The sequence below is a fragment of the Streptomyces caniferus genome (assembly GCF_009811555.1).
In the GTDB taxonomy this organism is placed as follows: domain Bacteria; phylum Actinomycetota; class Actinomycetes; order Streptomycetales; family Streptomycetaceae; genus Streptomyces; species Streptomyces caniferus.
Map to the genome: position 1 here is coordinate 2,172,919 of NZ_BLIN01000005.1, position 17,012 is coordinate 2,189,930.

General features: G+C 70.9%; 14 protein-coding genes. 8 read left to right on the forward strand and 6 right to left on the reverse strand.

Annotated features, from left to right (window positions below; all coding sequences use genetic code 11):
* Window positions 1-68: 68 nt before the first annotated feature.
* Both sufB and Scani_RS26205 read right to left on the reverse strand, forming a co-directional pair.
* Window positions 69-1,490, reverse strand: coding sequence for a Fe-S cluster assembly protein SufB (sufB, locus tag Scani_RS26200; RefSeq protein ID WP_159480285.1), 1,422 nt, complete (start codon window positions 1,488-1,490; stop codon window positions 69-71).
* Window positions 1,487-2,347, reverse strand: a complete 861-nt coding sequence (locus Scani_RS26205) for a helix-turn-helix transcriptional regulator (protein WP_159480286.1) — start codon at window positions 2,345-2,347, stop codon at window positions 1,487-1,489. Before Scani_RS26205 ends, sufB begins: the two co-directional genes overlap by 4 nt.
* A gap of 278 nt (window positions 2,348-2,625) precedes the next feature.
* Here Scani_RS26205 and Scani_RS26210 point away from each other — a divergent pair, with 278 nt between their 5' ends.
* The 3 genes from Scani_RS26210 to Scani_RS26220 all read left to right on the forward strand — a co-directional run bounded on the left by Scani_RS26210 (window position 2,626) and on the right by Scani_RS26220 (window position 5,675).
* Window positions 2,626-3,588 carry an ABC transporter ATP-binding protein gene (locus tag Scani_RS26210; protein ID WP_159480287.1) on the forward strand — a complete coding sequence of 321 codons (963 nt, stop codon included), beginning with the start codon at window positions 2,626-2,628 and terminating at the stop codon, window positions 3,586-3,588.
* Window positions 3,589-3,676: 88 nt separating this feature from the next.
* Complete coding sequence (locus tag Scani_RS26215; protein WP_159480288.1) at window positions 3,677-4,483, forward strand: ABC transporter permease; 807 nt, start codon at window positions 3,677-3,679, stop codon at window positions 4,481-4,483.
* 190 nt (window positions 4,484-4,673) lie between these two features.
* The gene (locus Scani_RS26220; RefSeq protein ID WP_159482378.1) at window positions 4,674-5,675 is read left to right on the forward strand and encodes a COX15/CtaA family protein; all 1,002 of its coding nucleotides are present in this window, start codon (window positions 4,674-4,676) and stop codon (window positions 5,673-5,675) included.
* Here the strand turns inward: Scani_RS26220 and Scani_RS26225 are convergent.
* From Scani_RS26225 to Scani_RS26235, 3 genes are all read right to left on the reverse strand, one after another.
* The gene (locus Scani_RS26225) at window positions 5,648-6,694 is read right to left on the reverse strand and encodes an amidohydrolase (RefSeq protein WP_159480289.1); all 1,047 of its coding nucleotides are present in this window, start codon (window positions 6,692-6,694) and stop codon (window positions 5,648-5,650) included. The two genes, Scani_RS26220 and Scani_RS26225, sit on opposite strands and share 28 nt — an antisense overlap.
* Window positions 6,695-6,830: 136 nt before the next feature.
* The gene (locus Scani_RS26230; RefSeq protein ID WP_159480290.1) at window positions 6,831-7,223 is read right to left on the reverse strand and encodes a hypothetical protein; all 393 of its coding nucleotides are present in this window, start codon (window positions 7,221-7,223) and stop codon (window positions 6,831-6,833) included.
* A gap of 15 nt (window positions 7,224-7,238) precedes the next feature.
* Window positions 7,239-8,189 (reverse strand): heme o synthase, encoded by a 951-nt coding sequence (locus Scani_RS26235; RefSeq protein ID WP_159480291.1) that lies wholly within the window; start codon window positions 8,187-8,189, stop codon window positions 7,239-7,241.
* 458 nt (window positions 8,190-8,647) lie between these two features.
* On the opposite strand from Scani_RS26235, the gene tkt reads away from it, so the two are divergent.
* From tkt to pgl, 5 genes are read left to right on the forward strand one after another with little or no spacing between them, the layout of a single operon-like run.
* Window positions 8,648-10,750 carry a transketolase gene (tkt, locus tag Scani_RS26240; protein WP_159480292.1) on the forward strand — a complete coding sequence of 701 codons (2,103 nt, stop codon included), beginning with the start codon at window positions 8,648-8,650 and terminating at the stop codon, window positions 10,748-10,750.
* A gap of 34 nt (window positions 10,751-10,784) precedes the next feature.
* Window positions 10,785-11,903: a transaldolase gene (tal, locus tag Scani_RS26245; protein ID WP_159480293.1), complete on the forward strand. Its 1,119-nt coding sequence runs from the start codon at window positions 10,785-10,787 to the stop codon at window positions 11,901-11,903.
* A gap of 6 nt (window positions 11,904-11,909) precedes the next feature.
* Window positions 11,910-13,442, forward strand: coding sequence for a glucose-6-phosphate dehydrogenase (gene zwf / locus Scani_RS26250; RefSeq protein ID WP_159480294.1), 1,533 nt, complete (start codon window positions 11,910-11,912; stop codon window positions 13,440-13,442).
* Window positions 13,439-14,449 (forward strand): glucose-6-phosphate dehydrogenase assembly protein OpcA, encoded by a 1,011-nt coding sequence (gene opcA, locus Scani_RS26255; RefSeq protein WP_159480295.1) that lies wholly within the window; start codon window positions 13,439-13,441, stop codon window positions 14,447-14,449. The genes zwf and opcA overlap by 4 nt, the downstream gene beginning before the upstream one ends.
* Window positions 14,446-15,228, forward strand: a complete 783-nt coding sequence (pgl, locus tag Scani_RS26260) for a 6-phosphogluconolactonase (RefSeq protein WP_159480296.1) — start codon at window positions 14,446-14,448, stop codon at window positions 15,226-15,228. Before opcA ends, pgl begins: the two co-directional genes overlap by 4 nt.
* A 92-nt stretch (window positions 15,229-15,320) precedes the next feature.
* Here pgl and pgi read toward each other — a convergent pair whose 3' ends face one another.
* A complete protein-coding gene (gene pgi, locus Scani_RS26265; RefSeq protein WP_159482379.1) occupies window positions 15,321-16,973 on the reverse strand; it encodes a glucose-6-phosphate isomerase in 1,653 nt (550 codons plus the stop codon).
* Between the last annotated feature and the right edge of the window lie 39 nt (window positions 16,974-17,012).

The window sequence follows — 17,012 nt, forward strand, 5'->3', positions numbered from 1 at the left end:
TTCTGGTTGCGATCCTCGGCCTGCCCGCAGGACGGCCGCCGCGTCGGTCGTTGAGTGTGCCGGGGCCGTCAGCCGACCGCGCCTTCCATCTGCAGCTCGATCAGCCGGTTGAGCTCCAGCGCGTACTCCATCGGCAGCTCACGGGCGATCGGCTCGACGAAGCCACGGACGATCATCGCCATGGCCTCGAACTCCGTCAGGCCGCGCGCCATCAGGTAGAAGAGCTGGTCCTCGCTGACCTTGGAGACCGTGGCCTCGTGCCCCATGGAGACGTCGTCCTCGCGGACGTCGACGTAGGGGTAGGTGTCCGAGCGGGAGATGGTGTCCACCAGCAGGGCGTCGCACAGCACGTTGGACTTGGAGCCCGCGGCGCCCTCGCCGATCTCGACCAGACCGCGGTAGGAGGTCCGGCCGCCGCCTCGCGCCACCGACTTGGAGACGATGTTGGAGGAGGTGTTCGGCGCCATGTGGACCATCTTGGAGCCGGCGTCCTGGTGCTGGCCCTCGCCCGCGAAGGCGATGGACAGGGTCTCGCCCTTGGCGTGCTCGCCCATCAGGTAGACGGCCGGGTACTTCATCGTCACCTTGGAGCCGAGGTTGCCGTCGACCCACTCCATGGTCGCGCCCTCGTAGGCGACGGCGCGCTTGGTGACCAGGTTGTAGACGTTGTTCGACCAGTTCTGGATGGTCGTGTAGCGGCAGCGGCCGCCCTTCTTCACGATGATCTCGACGACCGCGGAGTGCAGCGAGTCCGACTTGTAGATCGGGGCGGTGCAGCCCTCGACGTAGTGGACGTAGGCGTCCTCGTCGACGATGATCAGCGTCCGCTCGAACTGGCCCATGTTCTCGGTGTTGATCCGGAAGTAGGCCTGCAGCGGGATGTCGACGTGGACACCCTTGGGGACGTAGATGAACGAGCCGCCGGACCACACCGCGGTGTTCAGCGACGCGAACTTGTTGTCGCCGACCGGGATGACCGTGCCGAAGTACTCCTGGAAGAGCTCCGGGTGCTCCTTGAGGGCGGTGTCGGTGTCCAGGAACAGGACGCCCTGCTCCTCCAGGTCCTCGCGGATCTGGTGGTAGACGACCTCGGACTCGTACTGCGCGGCGACACCGGCGACCAGGCGCTGCTTCTCCGCCTCGGGGATGCCGAGCTTGTCGTAGGTGTTCTTGATGTCCTCGGGCAGGTCCTCCCAGGAGGCGGCCTGCTGCTCGGTGGAGCGGACGAAGTACTTGATGTTGTCGAAGTCGATGCCCGACAGGTCCGAGCCCCACTGCGGCATCGGCTTCTTGCCGAAGAGCTTGAGGCCCTTGAGGCGGAGCTTGAGCATCCACTCCGGCTCGTTCTTCTTCGCCGAGATGTCGCGGACGACGGCCTCGGAGAGACCGCGCTTGGCGGAGGCGCCGGCCACGTCGGAGTCGGCCCAGCCGTATTCGTACTTGCCCAGGCCCTCGAGCTCGGGGTGAGCAGTCTCCGTGGGGAGCGTCATGCGGGGTTCCTCCCGGCCGTGCTTGCAGATGCTGTGGTGGTCTTGGTGGTGCGTGCGGTGCTGTGAGCAGCCTTGCCGGCGCCGCCCTTCGGGATGAAGGTCGTGCACACCCCGTCGCCGTGGGCGATGGTGGCAAGCCGCTGTACATGGGTCCCGAGCAATCGGGAGAAGACCTCGGTCTCCGCCTCGCACAGCTGCGGGTACTGCTCGGCGACGTGAGCGACCGGGCAGTGGTGCTGGCAGAGCTGTTCACCGAGCTGGGGATTGGGGGCGCTGCGCGCCGTAGCAGCGTACCCGTCCGCGGTCAACGCCTTCGCCAGGGCCTCCGTACGGGCCTCCGGATCGGCGGTCTCCACCGCCTTGCGGTAGCCCTCGGCCTGGGCGGCGAGCCGCGCGCGGGCGAACGCGGCGACGGCGGCCTCGCCCTCCTCGCCGCCGCCCGCGCTCTGCGCGATCCAGCGCAGCGCGTCGGAGGCGAGCTGGTCGTAGGCCTGGTCGAAGGCGTCCCGTCCGCAGTCGGTGAGGACGAAGGCCTTGGCCGGGCGGCCGCGGCCACGGGTGCCGTAGACCCGCTTCTCACGGGGCTCGACGACGCCCTCGGTGGCCAGCGCGTCCAGATGCCGGCGCACGGCGGCCTGGGTCAGCCCCAGGCGCAGCGCCAGCTCGGCCGCGGTGGACGGACCGTGGTCGAGGATGGAGCGGGCGACCCGGTTGCGAGTGCCCTGCGCTTCGTCGTGCGGCGCCGGGGCGGGCGCGGCGCCCGGAGCGCTGCGCTCGGTCTGCTCGGGCGCGGAGGCGGCCGGCCCGGCGGTCTGGTCGACCGCGGGCCCTTCCTGTTCCTCGCTCGCGTATTTCACAACGCCATTGTTGCGTAATTCGTCGAAGCGATACAAGCCTCGTCCGGATCACGGACGGGTGGCCTCTATCACTTAGGCTGCCCTAATTCAAGCGCCTTCCGGGTCCCCCGGAAGCACGCCCACCTGCGACAGGACGCCCCCGCCCAGCGGGGCGCACCAGGGCGCGCGGAGCGCCGGAAACAGTTCGGCCGCACTCCGCCGGATTGCGTACCCGGGCGCCGAAAAGCACCGACGCCCCCATTGAAGAACGCCCCGCCACTCTCCGTAGACTGCCCGCCATGCGCAGCACCTCCCCGGGGGTCGCCCCCCGGTCCCCCGGACGAGAGCCTGCCGTCGAGATCGTCGGCCTGGTCAAGCGGTACGGGACCAAGACCGCCGTGGACGGCCTCGATCTGACCGTCGCGCGCGGCGCGGTGACCGCCGTACTCGGCCCCAACGGCGCCGGCAAGACCACCACCATCGAGACCTGCGAGGGCTACCGCCGCCCGGACGCCGGCCGTGTCCGGGTCCTGGGCCTGGACCCGGTCGCCGACGCCATGGCCCTGCGGCCGCGCATCGGCGTGATGCTGCAGTCCGGCGGCGTCTACGCGAGCGCCAAGGCGGAGGAGATGCTGCGGCACACCGCCACCCTGCACGCCCACCCCCTCGACGTCGGCGGGCTCATCGAGCGGCTCGGCCTGGGCAGCTGCGGCCGGACCCCCTACCGGCGGCTCTCCGGCGGCCAGCAGCAGCGCCTCGCGCTGGCGATGGCCGTGGTCGGCCGCCCCGAGCTGGTCTTCCTCGACGAGCCGACGGCCGGCCTCGACCCCCAGGCCCGGCACGCCACCTGGGACCTCGTACGGGAGCTGCGCGCCGACGGCGTCAGCACCGTGCTGACCACCCACTTCATGGACGAGGCCGAGCAGCTCGCCGACGATGTCGCGATCATCGACGGCGGCCGGGTGATCGCCCAGGGCACCCCGGACGAGCTGTGCCGCGGCGGCGCGGAGAACAGCCTGCGCTTCACCGGCCGCCCCGGCCTCGACCTCGCCTCGCTCCTCAAGGCGCTGCCCGCCGACAGCGCCGCCGCGGAACCGGCCTCCGGCGTCTACCGCGTCCACGGCAAGGTCAACCCGCAGCTGCTGGCCACCGTCGCCTCCTGGTGCGCCCAGAACGGCGTGATGCCCGACGCGATAGCCGTCGAGCGCCACACCTTGGAGGACGTCTTCCTGGAGCTCACCGGCAAGGAGCTGCGCGCATGAATCACGGCCACCTGACGTTCGGCCGGGGGTCCGGGGGTCGCCCCCCGGGACGGCACAGTCTGGAGCTCACCGGCAAGGAGCTGCGCGCATGACCGCCACCGAGGCCGATGTGACCACCGGCACCTTCACCCCGCGGCCCGGGGCGGCCCCGCTGCCCCGGATGATCCGCGCGCAGGCTGCCCTGGAGACCAGGATGCTGCTGCGCAACGGCGAGCAGCTGCTGCTGACCGTGATCATCCCGACGCTGCTGCTGGTGCTGTTCTCCGCCGTCGACATCGTCGCGGTGCCCACCGGCACGGCCGGCGGCGCGGGCAGCTCCGTGGACTTCCTGGCGCCCGGCATCCTGGCGCTCGCCGTGATGTCGACCGCCTTCACCGGCCAGGCCATCGCGACCGGCTTCGAGCGGCGCTACGGCGTGCTCAAGCGGCTCGCCGTCTCGCCGCTGCCGCGCTGGGGGCTGATGACCGCCAAGACCTGCGCGGTACTGGTCACCGAGGTCCTGCAGACCGCGCTGCTGACGGCCGTGGCCCTGGCGCTGGGCTGGTCCCCGCACGGCAACCCGCTCCATGTGGCGCTGCTGCTCCTGCTGGGCACCGCCGCCTTCTCGGGCCTGGGCCTGCTGATGGCCGGCACGCTCAAGGCGGAGGCGACCCTCGCGGCGGCCAACCTGGTGTTCCTCCTGCTGCTGGTCGGCGGTGGCGTGATCGTCCCGCTGGACAAGTTCCCGCAGGCCGCGCAGAGCGTGCTCGGGCTGCTGCCGATCGCGGCGCTGTCCGACGGGCTGCGCGACGTCCTCCAGCACGGCGCCGGCATCCCCTGGCGGGACCTCGGCATCCTGGCGGTCTGGTCGGTGCTGGGCCTGGGCACGGCGGCCCGCTTCTTCCGCTGGGAGTGAGCCACCGGGCGCGAGCCGCCGGGCAGGCCGGTCAGCCGGTCCACCCGACGGCTCCGGGCCGGTCCGGACGGCCGTTCCACCGGGCGACTCCGGGCGGCTCCGTCACCCGGAACACCTCCCCGCGCGCCCCTCGCACACCCCTCGTGAAAACTTGCACAAGGACCCGCCTACGATGTCTCCCGTGCCGAACTTGCCGAACTCGCTGAACCCCCTCGAGCTGATCGCCCGCCGCTGGCAGCCGTCCGCGGCCTTCGTGCGACGGGCCGCACTCGCCACCGTCGTGATGGCCGTGATCATCGTCGTCACGGGCGGCGCCGTCCGGCTCTCCCAGTCCGGCCTGGGCTGCTCGACCTGGCCCAAGTGCACGCCGGACAGCCTGACTCCGACCGCCGCGATGGGCATCAACGGGCTCATCGAGTTCGGCAACCGCATGCTGACCGATGTGCTGTGCGTGGTCATCGGGGTGTTCATCATCGCCGCCCGCGCCCGCCACCCCCGGCGCCGCTCGCTCACCCGCCTCGGCTGGGCGCAGTTCTGGCTCGTCATGACCAACGCCGTCGTCGGCGGCATCACGGTCCTCACCGGCCTCAACCCGTACATCGTCAGCTCGCACTTCCTGGCGGCCACGGGGCTGCTCACGGTCGCCGTGCTGAGCTGGAAGCGCGCGTGCGAGGGCGACGAGACGCCCCGCGAACTGGTCGCCCGCCCGGTCCGGCAGCTGACCTGGCTGCTGGTGGGGTCGGCCGCCGCGCTCACCGTCATCGGCACGGTCGTCACCGGCGCGGGCCCGCACGCGGGCGACGCGAAGAAGGTCCACCGCATCCCGCTGGACTGGCAGGAGATCACCCAGCTGCACGTCGACTTCGTCTACATCGTCGTCGGCCTGACCGTCGCCCTGTGGTTCACGCTGCGCGCCGTCAAGGCCCCGGCCGCCCCGCGCCGGATGGTCCTGGAGCTGCTCGCCTGCCTCGCCCTGCAGGGCGTCGTCGGCTACGTCCAGTACTTCATGGGCCTGCCCGAAATCGTCATCGGGCTCCACATGCTGGGTTCGGCCCTGGTCTGGATCTGCGTGCTGCGGGTCAGCCTGTCCCTGCGCGAGCGCGGTCCGCTCCTGGAGGAGGACCCCGACGAGGCGGCCGCGGACGAGCCCGGGGCACCGGAACCTCAGTCGGCCCCCGCGCTCAGCCGGTAGACCCGGCGCGCGGTCCCCGACCCGACCATCTCGGTGATCCGCCGCCCGTCCTCGGCGCCGCACAGCCCCTCGTCGGCCCACTCCCGTACGAGGCGGCCCATGGCCCGCAGGAAGAACCGGGCGCCGGTCACGTACAGCTCGGGCAGCCCGCGGGCGCCCGAGGAGAACAGCAGCTTGCCGAACGGCGCCCGGCCGAGCGTCTCCTCGGGGCGCGGTCCGGCGTCCGCGTACACATGGGCGTGCACCGCGGCGAGCTCCGCCGCCCGCCGGTGGTGCGGCGCCCGCGGCAGCAGGACGAGAGCCGAGCCGATACCGGTCGTGGCGCGCAGGAAGCCCGCCAGCGGCCGCGGATCGGGGCCGTGCAACTGCACCGGAAGGCCGGTCGCCACCGCGCTCCACAACAGATGCCGTAGGAGCGTGGGCTCGCCGAGCCGCTCCCCGGGGCGGCGGCCGCGCAGCCAGCGGTCCGCGGCGCGCCGTACCTCGCCCGCCTCGGGGGCGTACCCGTCGCAGTGGGTGGCGCCGGAGGCGAAGGCGGTGGCGTGCTGGGCCGCGGCGTACAGGGCCTCGGCGGCGTAGCCGAGGAAGGAGTCGACGCTGCCCGAGGTGTCGGCGACCTGCTCGGCGAGCGGTTCGAGCCGGACGACCTCGTGGGCGCCGGCCTCGGCGGCGGTGGCCAGTTCGCAGGCCGAGGTCAGATCGCTGGGGGTGCCGGCCTCCAGCAGGAACGTGCCGATGCCGGAGCCCCGCAGCAGCAGGCGTCCGGCCCGGTAGGCGCCCACCTCGCGTCTGCGGGCCAGGTAGTGGGCGGGCGGGCACCGCGGTTCCAGGCCGAGCAGCGGGGGGCACCAGCGGCGTATCGCCAGGCCGGTGAGGCTGTCGAAGTAGCTGGTGCCGGCGGGGGCCGGGCCGTGGGCGCCGACCGCGGCGGCGAGGTGGGTCTCGAACGATCCGAGGCCGAGCTCACCGTGCACCGCGCCGTGGCTGTGCTGATCGATGAGCGCTGGGAGCCCGTCCATCCGCTCCTCCTCGCCGTGAGCCCGCCGGACGCGGCCGGAGCGCCGCGCCTGGTGGGCCTAACGGACGAGGAGGTGGTGAGGTATCGGGCTCCGCTTCCGGCGTGCGCTCCGGCGCACGGCGCCCGGCACCGGACCGTCAGCCGTTGGCCGGGCCGCCCACCTGGATGCCCGCCATCCTGGACCACTCGTAGCGGCCGGTGCGGACCTTGGCGGCGACCTCGCCGTCGAAGTCGTCGTGGAGGGTGAGGCCGGCCTTGTCGGCGGCGTCCTTGGCGGAGCCGAAGGTGTCCGCGACGAGATTGCCCCACTCGCCGTCGGCCCCGACGAGCGCGATCCGGGTGCGGCCCCGGCCGATGTGCGCGAGCTGGCCCTCGGCGCTGCCGCCGTGTGTGGCGGCGAAGGCGCGGATCTGCTTCGCGAGCCTGTCCGCGTGCTTGCCGGCCCGCTTGTCGGTGCGCGCCGTGGCCTTCACGTCGGCCACCGTCTCCGTCTGCTCGTCCGCCTGCTGGGTGTCTGCCATGAACAGCATGCTACCCATCGGTAATCAACGAAGGAAGGGATCCACGGCGACGGCGACGAAGAGCAGCGACACATAGGTGATGGACCAGTGGAACAGCCGCATCTCCTTGAGCTTGGCGCCCGTGATCCCGGCCTTCGCGCGGGACTGCAGACCGTGCGCCTCCTTGAGCCAGAAGGCGCCGCAGGCGACCGCGACGACGGTGTAGAACCAGCCCGTGTAGCCCAGCGGCTGCAGCAGCAGCGACACGGCCACCATCACCCAGCTGTAGGCGACGATCTGCCGCGCGACGACCTTGTTGCCCGCGACGGCCGGCAGCATCGGCACACCGGCGCGCTCGTAGTCGTCCTTGACCTTCATCGACAGCGGCCAGTAATGCGGCGGCGTCCAGAAGAAGATGACGAGGAAGAGGATGAACGAGGCCCAGGAGACGGAGTTCGTCACCGCCGACCAGCCGATGAAGACCGGCATGCAGCCGGCGATACCGCCCCAGACGATGTTCTGGCTGGTACGCCGCTTCAGGATCATCGTGTAAACGACGACGTAGAAAAGCAGCGCACCGAGCGACAGCATCGCCGACAGCGGGTTGACGAGGAACCAGAACCAGGCCGTGGACCCCACCGCGAGGGCGGTCGCGAACACCAGGCATTCGCCGGGGCTCACCATGCCGGTGACCAGGGGCCGCTGGGACGTACGGTCCATCAGCGCGTCGATGTCACGGTCGAGGTACATGTTGAACGCGGCGGCACCGCCGGCGGAGAGGTATCCGCCGACACAGGTCGCCAGCACCAGCCACAGATTCGGCACGCCCTCGGCGGCCAGGAACATCACCGGCACCGTGGTCATCAGCAGCAGCTCGATGACCCGCGGCTTGGTCAGCGCCACGAACGCCTTGACGCGGGCCCCGAACGGCCGGTCGCCGGGACGCCCGGGGACCGGAGAAAGCGCCCCCACAGGACGGGATTCGACGGCCGTCACGCACACCCCTGGAAGTAACATCAGCGGCCTCTGCCGCAGAAGAAATAAGGCCTGCAAGCCCTTCCGGCCGTGAATACCCGGTGAAGGGCCTGCGCGTACCACGCCACTTTAGACGTTGGCCATACAGCGATCTTCGCGGGGGTCGGGTCGTGTTGGGCGCCGGGCGGTGTGGTGTCGGCGACGCCTTCCCCCGGGTGTTCGCCCGGCGTTCGGGAGGCGAAGGCCACCACCTCCCGGCAGTCTGGTCGTAGGGCCGCCGCCTCGGGGACGGGAATGCACCCGGTGCCGATGTGGTTGCCCGAAGCGACGAGCTGTCGTGGCGTCCGGCCTCCGACTGAGCGCCGGGAACACCGACTGAGCGTCGAAAAGACGCACGCACTTGCGGGGGTAGGCTCGACACCGCCTGGCGGACATACCGTCCGCGGCATTCGACATGTGGAGAGGAGCCCTGACTCAGGGTGAGCACCAAGCCGACCACCACAGACCTCGAGTGGACCGAACTGGATCAGCGGGCAGTGGATACGGTCCGTGTCCTGGCCATGGATTCCGTGCAGAAGGTCGGTAACGGCCATCCGGGTACGGCCATGAGCCTGGCTCCGGCCGCCTACCTTCTCTTCCAGAAGATGATGCGGCACGATCCGGCGGATCCGAACTGGACCGGCCGCGACCGCTTCGTTCTCTCCGCGGGCCACTCCAGCCTGACCCTCTACATCCAGCTCTACCTCGCCGGTTACGGCCTGGAGCTGGACGATCTGAAGGCGTTCCGCACCTGGGGCTCGAAGACCCCCGGCCACCCCGAGTACGGCCACACGCACGGCGTGGAGACCACCACCGGCCCGCTGGGCCAGGGTGTCGCCAACGCGGTGGGCATGGCGATGGCCGCCCGCTACGAGCGCGGCCTGTTCGACCCGGACGCGCCCGAGGGCAGCTCGCCCTTCGACCACCACATCTACGCCATCGCCGGTGACGGCTGCCTCCAGGAGGGCATCTCCGCCGAGGCCTCCTCGCTCGCGGGCCACCAGAAGCTCGGCAACCTCGTCATGCTGTGGGACGACAACCACATCTCGATCGAGGGCGACACCGAGACCGCGGTCTCCGAGGACACCTGCAAGCGCTACGAGGCCTACGGCTGGCACGTCCAGCGGGTGGCTCCGAAGGCGAACGGCGACCTGGACCCCGAGGCGCTCCACCACGCCATCGAGGCGGCCAAGGCCGAGACCGGGCGCCCGTCGTTCATCGCGATGCGCTCGATCATCGCCTGGCCGGCCCCCAACGCCCAGAACACCGAGGCCGCGCACGGCTCGGCGCTGGGCGAGGAAGAGGTCGCGGCCACCAAGCGCGTCCTCGGCTTCGACCCCGAGAAGTCCTTCGAGGTCCCCGAGGAGGTGCTCGCGCACACCCGCGCCGCACTCGACCGCGGCCGTGACTTCGAGAAGGAGTGGGACAAGCGGTTCGCCGACTGGCGCACCACCCACCCCGAGCACGCCGCGGAGTTCGACCGGGTCGCCGCGGGCGAGCTGCCCGCGGGCTGGGAGGAGCACCTCCCGTCGTTCGAGACCGGCAAGTCGGTTGCCACCCGCGCCGCGTCCGGCAAGGTGCTGCACGCGCTCGGCGCGGTCATCCCCGAGCTGTGGGGCGGCTCCGCCGACCTGGCGGGCTCGAACAACACCACGATCGACAAGACCTCGTCGTTCCTGCCCGAGGGCAACCCGCTGCCGGGCGCGGACCCGTACGGCCGCACGATCCACTTCGGTATCCGCGAGCACTCCATGGCCGCGGAGATGAACGGCATCACGCTGCACGGCAACACCCGGGTCTACGGCGGCACCTTCCTGGTGTTCTCCGACTACATGCGCAACGCCGTCCGGCTGTCCGCGCTGATGCACCTGCCGGTGACGTACGTGTGGACGCACGACTCCATCGGCCTGGGCGAGGACGGCCCGACCCACCAGCCGGTCGAGCACCTGGCCTCGCTGCGCGCCATCCCGAACCTGAACATCGTCCGCCCGGCCGACGCCAACGAGACCGCCATCGCCTGGCGCGAGATCCTCAAGCGCTGGACCAAGGAGTACGGCGTGGGGGCCCCGCACGGTCTCGCGCTGACCCGTCAGGGCGTGCCGACCTACCCGGCCGACGAGAACGCGGCCAAGGGCGGTTACATCCGGTTCGAGGCCGAGGGCACCGACGGCAAGAGCACCACGCCGCAGGTCGTGCTCATCGGTACCGGCTCGGAGCTGCAGCTCGCCGTCGAGGCACGCGAGCAGCTGCAGGCCGAGGGCGTCCCCACCCGTGTGGTGTCGATGCCGTCGGTCGAGTGGTTCGACCAGCAGGACCAGGCCTACCGCGACAGCGTGCTCCCGCCGTCCGTCCGGGCCCGGGTCGCCGTCGAGGCCGGCATCGGTCTGACCTGGCACCGCTTCGTCGGTGACGCCGGGCGCATCGTGTCCCTGGAGCACTTCGGTGCCTCGGCCGATGCCAAGACCCTGTTCCGCGAGTTCGGCTTCACCGCCGACGCGGTCGCCTCCGCCGCCCGCGAATCGGTCGAAGCCGCCGCGCGCTGACGCCCGCACACGACAAGTAGGAGATGCAGAACCCATGACAGACGCACTCAAGCGCCTCTCCGACGAAGGCGTCGCGATCTGGCTGGACGACCTGTCGCGCAAGCGCATCACGTCCGGCAACCTCGCCGAGCTGATCGACCAGCAGCACGTCGTCGGTGTCACGACGAACCCGTCGATCTTCCAGAAGGCGATCTCCTCGGGCGACGGCTACGAGCAGCAGGTCGCCGACCTCGCCGCCCGCAAGGTCACCGTCGAGGAAGCCATCCGCATGATCACGACGGCGGACGTCCGCGACGCCGCCGACATCCTGCGCCCGGTCTTCGACGCCACCGGCGGCCAGGACGGCCGGGTCTCCATCGAGGTGGACCCGCGCCTGGCGCACCACACCACCCCGACCATCGCCGAGGCCAAGCAGCTGGCCTGGCTGGTGGACCGCCCGAACACGCTGATCAAGATCCCGGCCACCAAGGCGGGCCTCCCGGCGATCACCGAGGTCATCGGCCTGGGCATCAGCGTCAACGTCACCCTGATCTTCTCGCTGGAGCGCTACCGCGAGGTCATGGACGCCTACCTGGCGGGCCTGGAGAAGGCGAAGGCCGCGGGCCTGGACCTGTCCCTGATCCGTTCGGTCGCGTCCTTCTTCGTGTCCCGTGTGGACACCGAGATCGACAAGCGCCTGGAGAAGATCGGCACGGACGAGGCCAAGGCCCTCAAGGGCAAGGCCGCGCTGGCCAACGCCCGGCTGGCCTACCAGGCGTACGAGGAGGTCTTCTCCTCGGAGCGCTGGGCCGCCCTCGACAAGGCCGGCGCCAACAAGCAGCGTCCGCTGTGGGCCTCGACCGGCGTCAAGGACCCCGCGTTCAAGGACACCCTGTACGTCGAGGACCTGGTCGCCCCGGGCACGGTCAACACCATGCCGGAGGCCACCCTGGAGGCCACCGCCGACCACGGCTCGATCACCGGTGACACCGTGCGCGGCACGTACGACGCCGCCCAGGCCGACCTGGCGGCGATCGGGAAGCTCGGGATCTCGTACGACGACGTCGTCCAGGTCCTGGAGGACGAGGGCGTGGAGAAGTTCGAGGCGTCCTGGAACGACCTGCTCAAGTCCACGGAGGCGGAGCTCAAGCGCCTCGCTCCCTCGGAGGGCTGATCTCCCTTGTCTGATGCACACGGAGCCAACCCGCTTCGTGACGCCCTGGACCGACGGCTCCCGCGTATCGCGGGGCCGTCGGGCCTGGTGATCTTTGGCGTCACGGGCGATTTGTCCCGTAAAAAGCTGATGCCCGCCGTCTACGACCTGGCCAACCGCGGTCTGCTGCCGCCGGGTTTCTCGCTCGTCGGGTTCGCCCGCCGCGAGTGGGAGCACGAGGACTTCGCGCAGGAGGTGTACGCGGCGGTCAAGGAGCACGCCCGGACGCCGTTCCGCGAGGAGGTCTGGCAGCAGCTGGTCCAGGGCTGCCGCTTCGTCCAGGGCAACTTCGACGACGACGAGGCCTTCGAAACGCTGAAGGAGACGATAAACGAGCTCGACAAGGCGCAGGGCACCGGCGGCAACTTCGCCTTCTACCTGTCCGTGCCGCCGAAGTTCTTCCCCCAGGTCGTCCAGCAGCTGAAGAAGCACGGGCTGGCCGACCAGAAGGAGGACTCGTGGCGGCGCGCCGTCATCGAGAAGCCCTTCGGCCACGACCTGAAGAGCGCCCAGGAGCTCAACCGGATCGTCCACGAGGTCTTCCCGCCCCACGAGGTCTTCCGGATCGACCACTACCTGGGCAAGGAGACGGTCCAGAACATCCTGGCGCTGCGGTTCGCCAACACGATGTTCGAGCCGCTGTGGAACCGCAGCTATGTCGACCACGTCCAGATCACGATGGCCGAGGACATCGGCATCGGCGGCCGGGCCGGCTACTACGACGGCATCGGCGCCGCCCGTGACGTCATCCAGAACCACCTCCTCCAGCTGCTCGCGCTGACCACCATGGAGGAGCCCGCCTCCTTCGAGGCCGATGCGCTGGTCGCGGAGAAGACCAAGGTGCTGGGCGCCGTCCGGCTGCCCAAGGACCTCGGCAAGGAGACGGTCCGCGCGCAGTACGCGGAGGGCTGGCAGGGCGGCGAGAAGGCCGTCGGCTACCTCCAGGAAGACGGCATCGACCCCAAGTCCAAGACCGACACCTACGCCGCGATCAAGCTGTCGATCGACAACCGCCGCTGGGCGGGCGTCCCCTTCTACCTGCGCACCGGCAAGCGCCTCGGCCGGCGCGTCACCGAGATCGCGGTGGTCTTCCAGCGCGCCCCGCACTCCCCCTTCGACCGCACCGCCACCGAGGAGCTGGGGCAGAACGCCCTGGTCATCCGGGTGCAGCCGGACGAGGGCGTGACCGTCAGGTTCGGCTCCAAGGTCCCGGGCACCTCGATGGAGGTCCGGGACGTGTCGATGGACTTCGCCTACGGCGAGTCCTTCACGGAGTCCAGCCCGGAGGCCTACGAGCGGCTGATCCTCGATGTGCTGCTCGGCGACGCCAACCTCTTCCCGCGCGTGGAGGAGGTGGAGCAGTCCTGGCGGATCCTCGACCCGATCGAGGCCTACTGGGACAGGCACGGCAAGCCCGCGCAGTACCCGGCGGGCACCTGGGGTCCCACCGAGGCGGACGAAATGCTCGCACGAGACGGACGGAGCTGGCGTCGGCCATGAAGATCGATTTGACGGAAACCACGTCCAGCAAGATCAACAAGGCCCTGGTCGACGGACGCCGCGCGATCGGCACCCCGGCCATAGGCATGGTGCTCACCCTCGTCATCGTCACCGACGAGGAGAACGCCTACGACGCCCTCAAGGCGGCCAACGACGCGTCCCGTGAGCACCCCTCGCGCACCCTCGTCGTCATCAAGCGGGTCAGCCGGTCGCCGCGCGACCGCGCCAAGGCCCGCCTCGACGCCGAGGTGCGGCTCGGCACGGACGCCGGCACCGGCGAGACGGTCATACTCCGGCTCTACGGCGACGTGATCGACCATGCCCAGTCGGTGGTGCTCCCGCTGCTGCTGCCGGACGCCCCGGTCGTGGTCTGGTGGGCGGTCAACGCCCCGCTGGACCCCGCCAAGGACCCGCTCGGCGCGCTGGCCCAGCGCCGTGTCACCGACGCGTACGCCGCCGAGCAGCCCATCGAGGAGCTGTCGGCGCGCGCGAACACCTACACCCCGGGCGACACCGATCTGTCCTGGGCCCGCATCACGCCCTGGCGCTCCATGCTGGCGGCGGCGCTCGACCAGGCCCCGTGCACGGTCACCTCGGCCGAGGTGACCGGCGAGGAGTTCAACCCCAGCTGCGAGCTGCTCGCCATGTGGCTGGCCGACAGGCTGAAGGTCCCGGTCACCCGCAAGGTGTCCGGCGGCCCCGGTCTGACGGCCGTCCGCATGGAGTCCAGCGCCGGTGCGATCGTGCTGGACCGCCCGGACGGTTCGCTGGCCACGCTCTCGATGCGCGGCCAGCCCGACCGCGCGGTGGCGCTCAAACGGCGGGACACCGCCGAGCTGCTCGCCGAGGAGCTGCGACGGCTCGACCCGGACGAGATCTACGCCGGCTCCCTGAAGTACGGCGTGGACCGGATCGGCGACGGCACGAACGAGCAGTCGGCGGCCGGCGGGGACACACCGGCCCCGCCCGCGGCGAAGAAGGCCGCCAAGAAGGCGGCCGCCAAGTGAGCGCTCCGCAGGTTGTCGTCCACCGCGACAAGGAGCTGATGGCCAAGGCCGCGGCGGCCCGGCTGATCACGAAGATCGTGGACGCCCAGACCGCCCGCGGCTTCGCCTCCGTGGTCCTGACCGGCGGGCGCAACGGCAACGGGCTGCTCGCGGCCCTCGCCGAGGCGCCCGCCCGCGACGCCGTGGACTGGTCGCGGCTCGACCTGTGGTGGGGCGACGAGCGGTTCCTGCCGGACGGCGATCCGGAGCGCAACTACACCCAGGCCCGCCAGGTGCTGCTGGACAGCGTCCCGCTGGACCCGGCCCGGGTGCACCCGATGCCCCCGGCGGACGGCCCGTACGGCAAGGACGCGGATGCCGCCGCCGCGGCGTACGCGACCGAACTCGCCGCCGCCGCGGGCCCGGAGGACCACGGGCCGGTGCCCTCCTTCGACGTCCTGCTGCTGGGCGTCGGGCCGGACACCCATGTGGCCTCGCTCTTCCCCGAGCTGCCCGCCGTCTACGAGCAGGAGCGGACGGTGGTGGGGGTGCACGGCGCACCGAAGCCGCCGCCCACCCGTACCTCGCTGACCCTGCCCGCGATCCGCGCGGCACGGGAGGTCTGGCTGCTGGCGGCCGGTGCGGACAAGGCCAATGCCGCGGCCATCGCCCTCTCCGGTGCCGGAGAGGTGCAGGCACCGGCGGCCGGCGCACGGGGGCGCAGCCGGACCCTGTGGCTGCTGGACGAGGCGGCGGCGGCCCAACTGCCGCGCGGCCTCTACCCGCCGGCCTCGGCCTGAACGCCGCACCAGGGCAATGCCGAAGGCCCCGCACCCTTTGAGGGTGCGGGGCCTTCGGCGTCACCGCGGTCACCGGGCGGCGACTCGGGGGATCAACGCCCGCGCAGCGCCCGGTACGTGGCGACCAGGCCGGCCGTGGAGGCATCCAGGCCCGGCACCTCGGCGCCCTCCGTCAGGGCCGGTTCGACGCGCTTGGCGAGGACCTTGCCCAGCTCCACACCCCACTGGTCGAAGGAGTCGATGTTCCAGACCGCGCCCTGGACGAACACCTTCTGCTCGTAGAGCGCGACCAGCTGTCCCAGCACCGACGGGCTGAGTTCGCCGGCCAGGATGGTGGTGGTGGGACGGTTGCCCGGGAACGTCTTGTGCGGCACGAGTTCCTCGGCCACGCCCTCGGCACGCACCTCCTCGGGCGTCTTGCCGAAGGCCAGCGCCTGGCCCTGGGCGAACAGATTGGCCATCAGCAGGTCGTGCTGGGCGACCAGGCCCGGCTGCAGATCGTCCACCGGCCGGGCGAAGCCGATGAAGTCGGCCGGGATCATCTTCGTGCCCTGATGGAGCAGCTGGTAGTAGGCGTGCTGGCCGTTGGTGCCGGGCGTACCCCAGACCACGGGGCCGGTCTGCCAGGTGACCGGGTTGCCCTCGCGGTCCACGGACTTGCCGTCGGACTCCATGTCCAGCTGCTGCAGATAGGCGGTGAACTTGGAGAGGTAGTGGCTGTAGGGCAGCACGGCGTGCGACTGGGCGTCCCAGAAGTTGCCGTACCAGATGCCGAGCAGCCCCATCAGCAGCGGGGCGTTCTCCTCCGGCGGGGCGCTGCGGAAGTGCTCGTCGACGAGGTGGAAGCCGGCCAGCATCTCGCGGAAGCGCTCCGGGCCGATCGCGACCATCAGCGACAGGCCGATGGCGGAGTCGTAGGAGTAGCGGCCGCCGACCCAGTCCCAGAACTCGAACATGTTGTCCGTGTCGATACCGAACTCCGCCACCTTCTCGGCGTTGGTCGACACCGCCACGAAGTGCTTGGCGACGGCCTCCTGGCCGGCCCCCAGACCGGTCAGCAGCCAGTCGCGCGCCGAGGTGGCGTTGGTGATGGTCTCGATGGTGGTGAAGGTCTTCGAGGCGACGATGAACAGCGTCTCGGCCGGGTCCAGATCGCGCACCGCCTCGTGCAGATCGGCGCCGTCCACGTTGGAGACGAAGCGGAACTGCATGTCGCGGTGGGTGTAGGCGCGCAGCGCCTCGTACGCCATCGCCGGGCCCAGGTCCGAGCCGCCGATACCGATGTTGACGACGGTCTTGATGCGCCTGCCCGTGTGGCCCTTCCAGTCGCCGGAGCGGACCCGGTCGCTGAAGGTGCCCATCCTCGTCAGGACGTGGTGCACTCCGGGGACGACGTTCTCGCCGTCGCTCAGGATGGACTCGGAGGCAGGGGCGCGCAGCGCGACGTGCAGCACGGAGCGCTGCTCGGTGATGTTGATCTTCTCGCCGCGGAACATCGCCTCCCGCAGCTCCGCCACACCGGTCGCCGCGGCCAGGTCGCGCAGCAGCCCCAGCGTCTCGTCGGTGACCAGGTGCTTGGAGTAGTCCAGGTGCAGATCGCCGACCTGAAGGGTGTAGCGCTCGGCGCGCGCCGGGTCGCGCTCGAACAGCTCGCGCAGATGCACCTGCGCCATCTGCTCCCGGTGCTTGCTCAGCGCGGTCCACTCAGGCAACTGATCGAGCCTGCTGCGGCCTTCTGCGTTCATCTCGGACATCAGCCTTCTTCATCTCGTACCGGCCCCGCC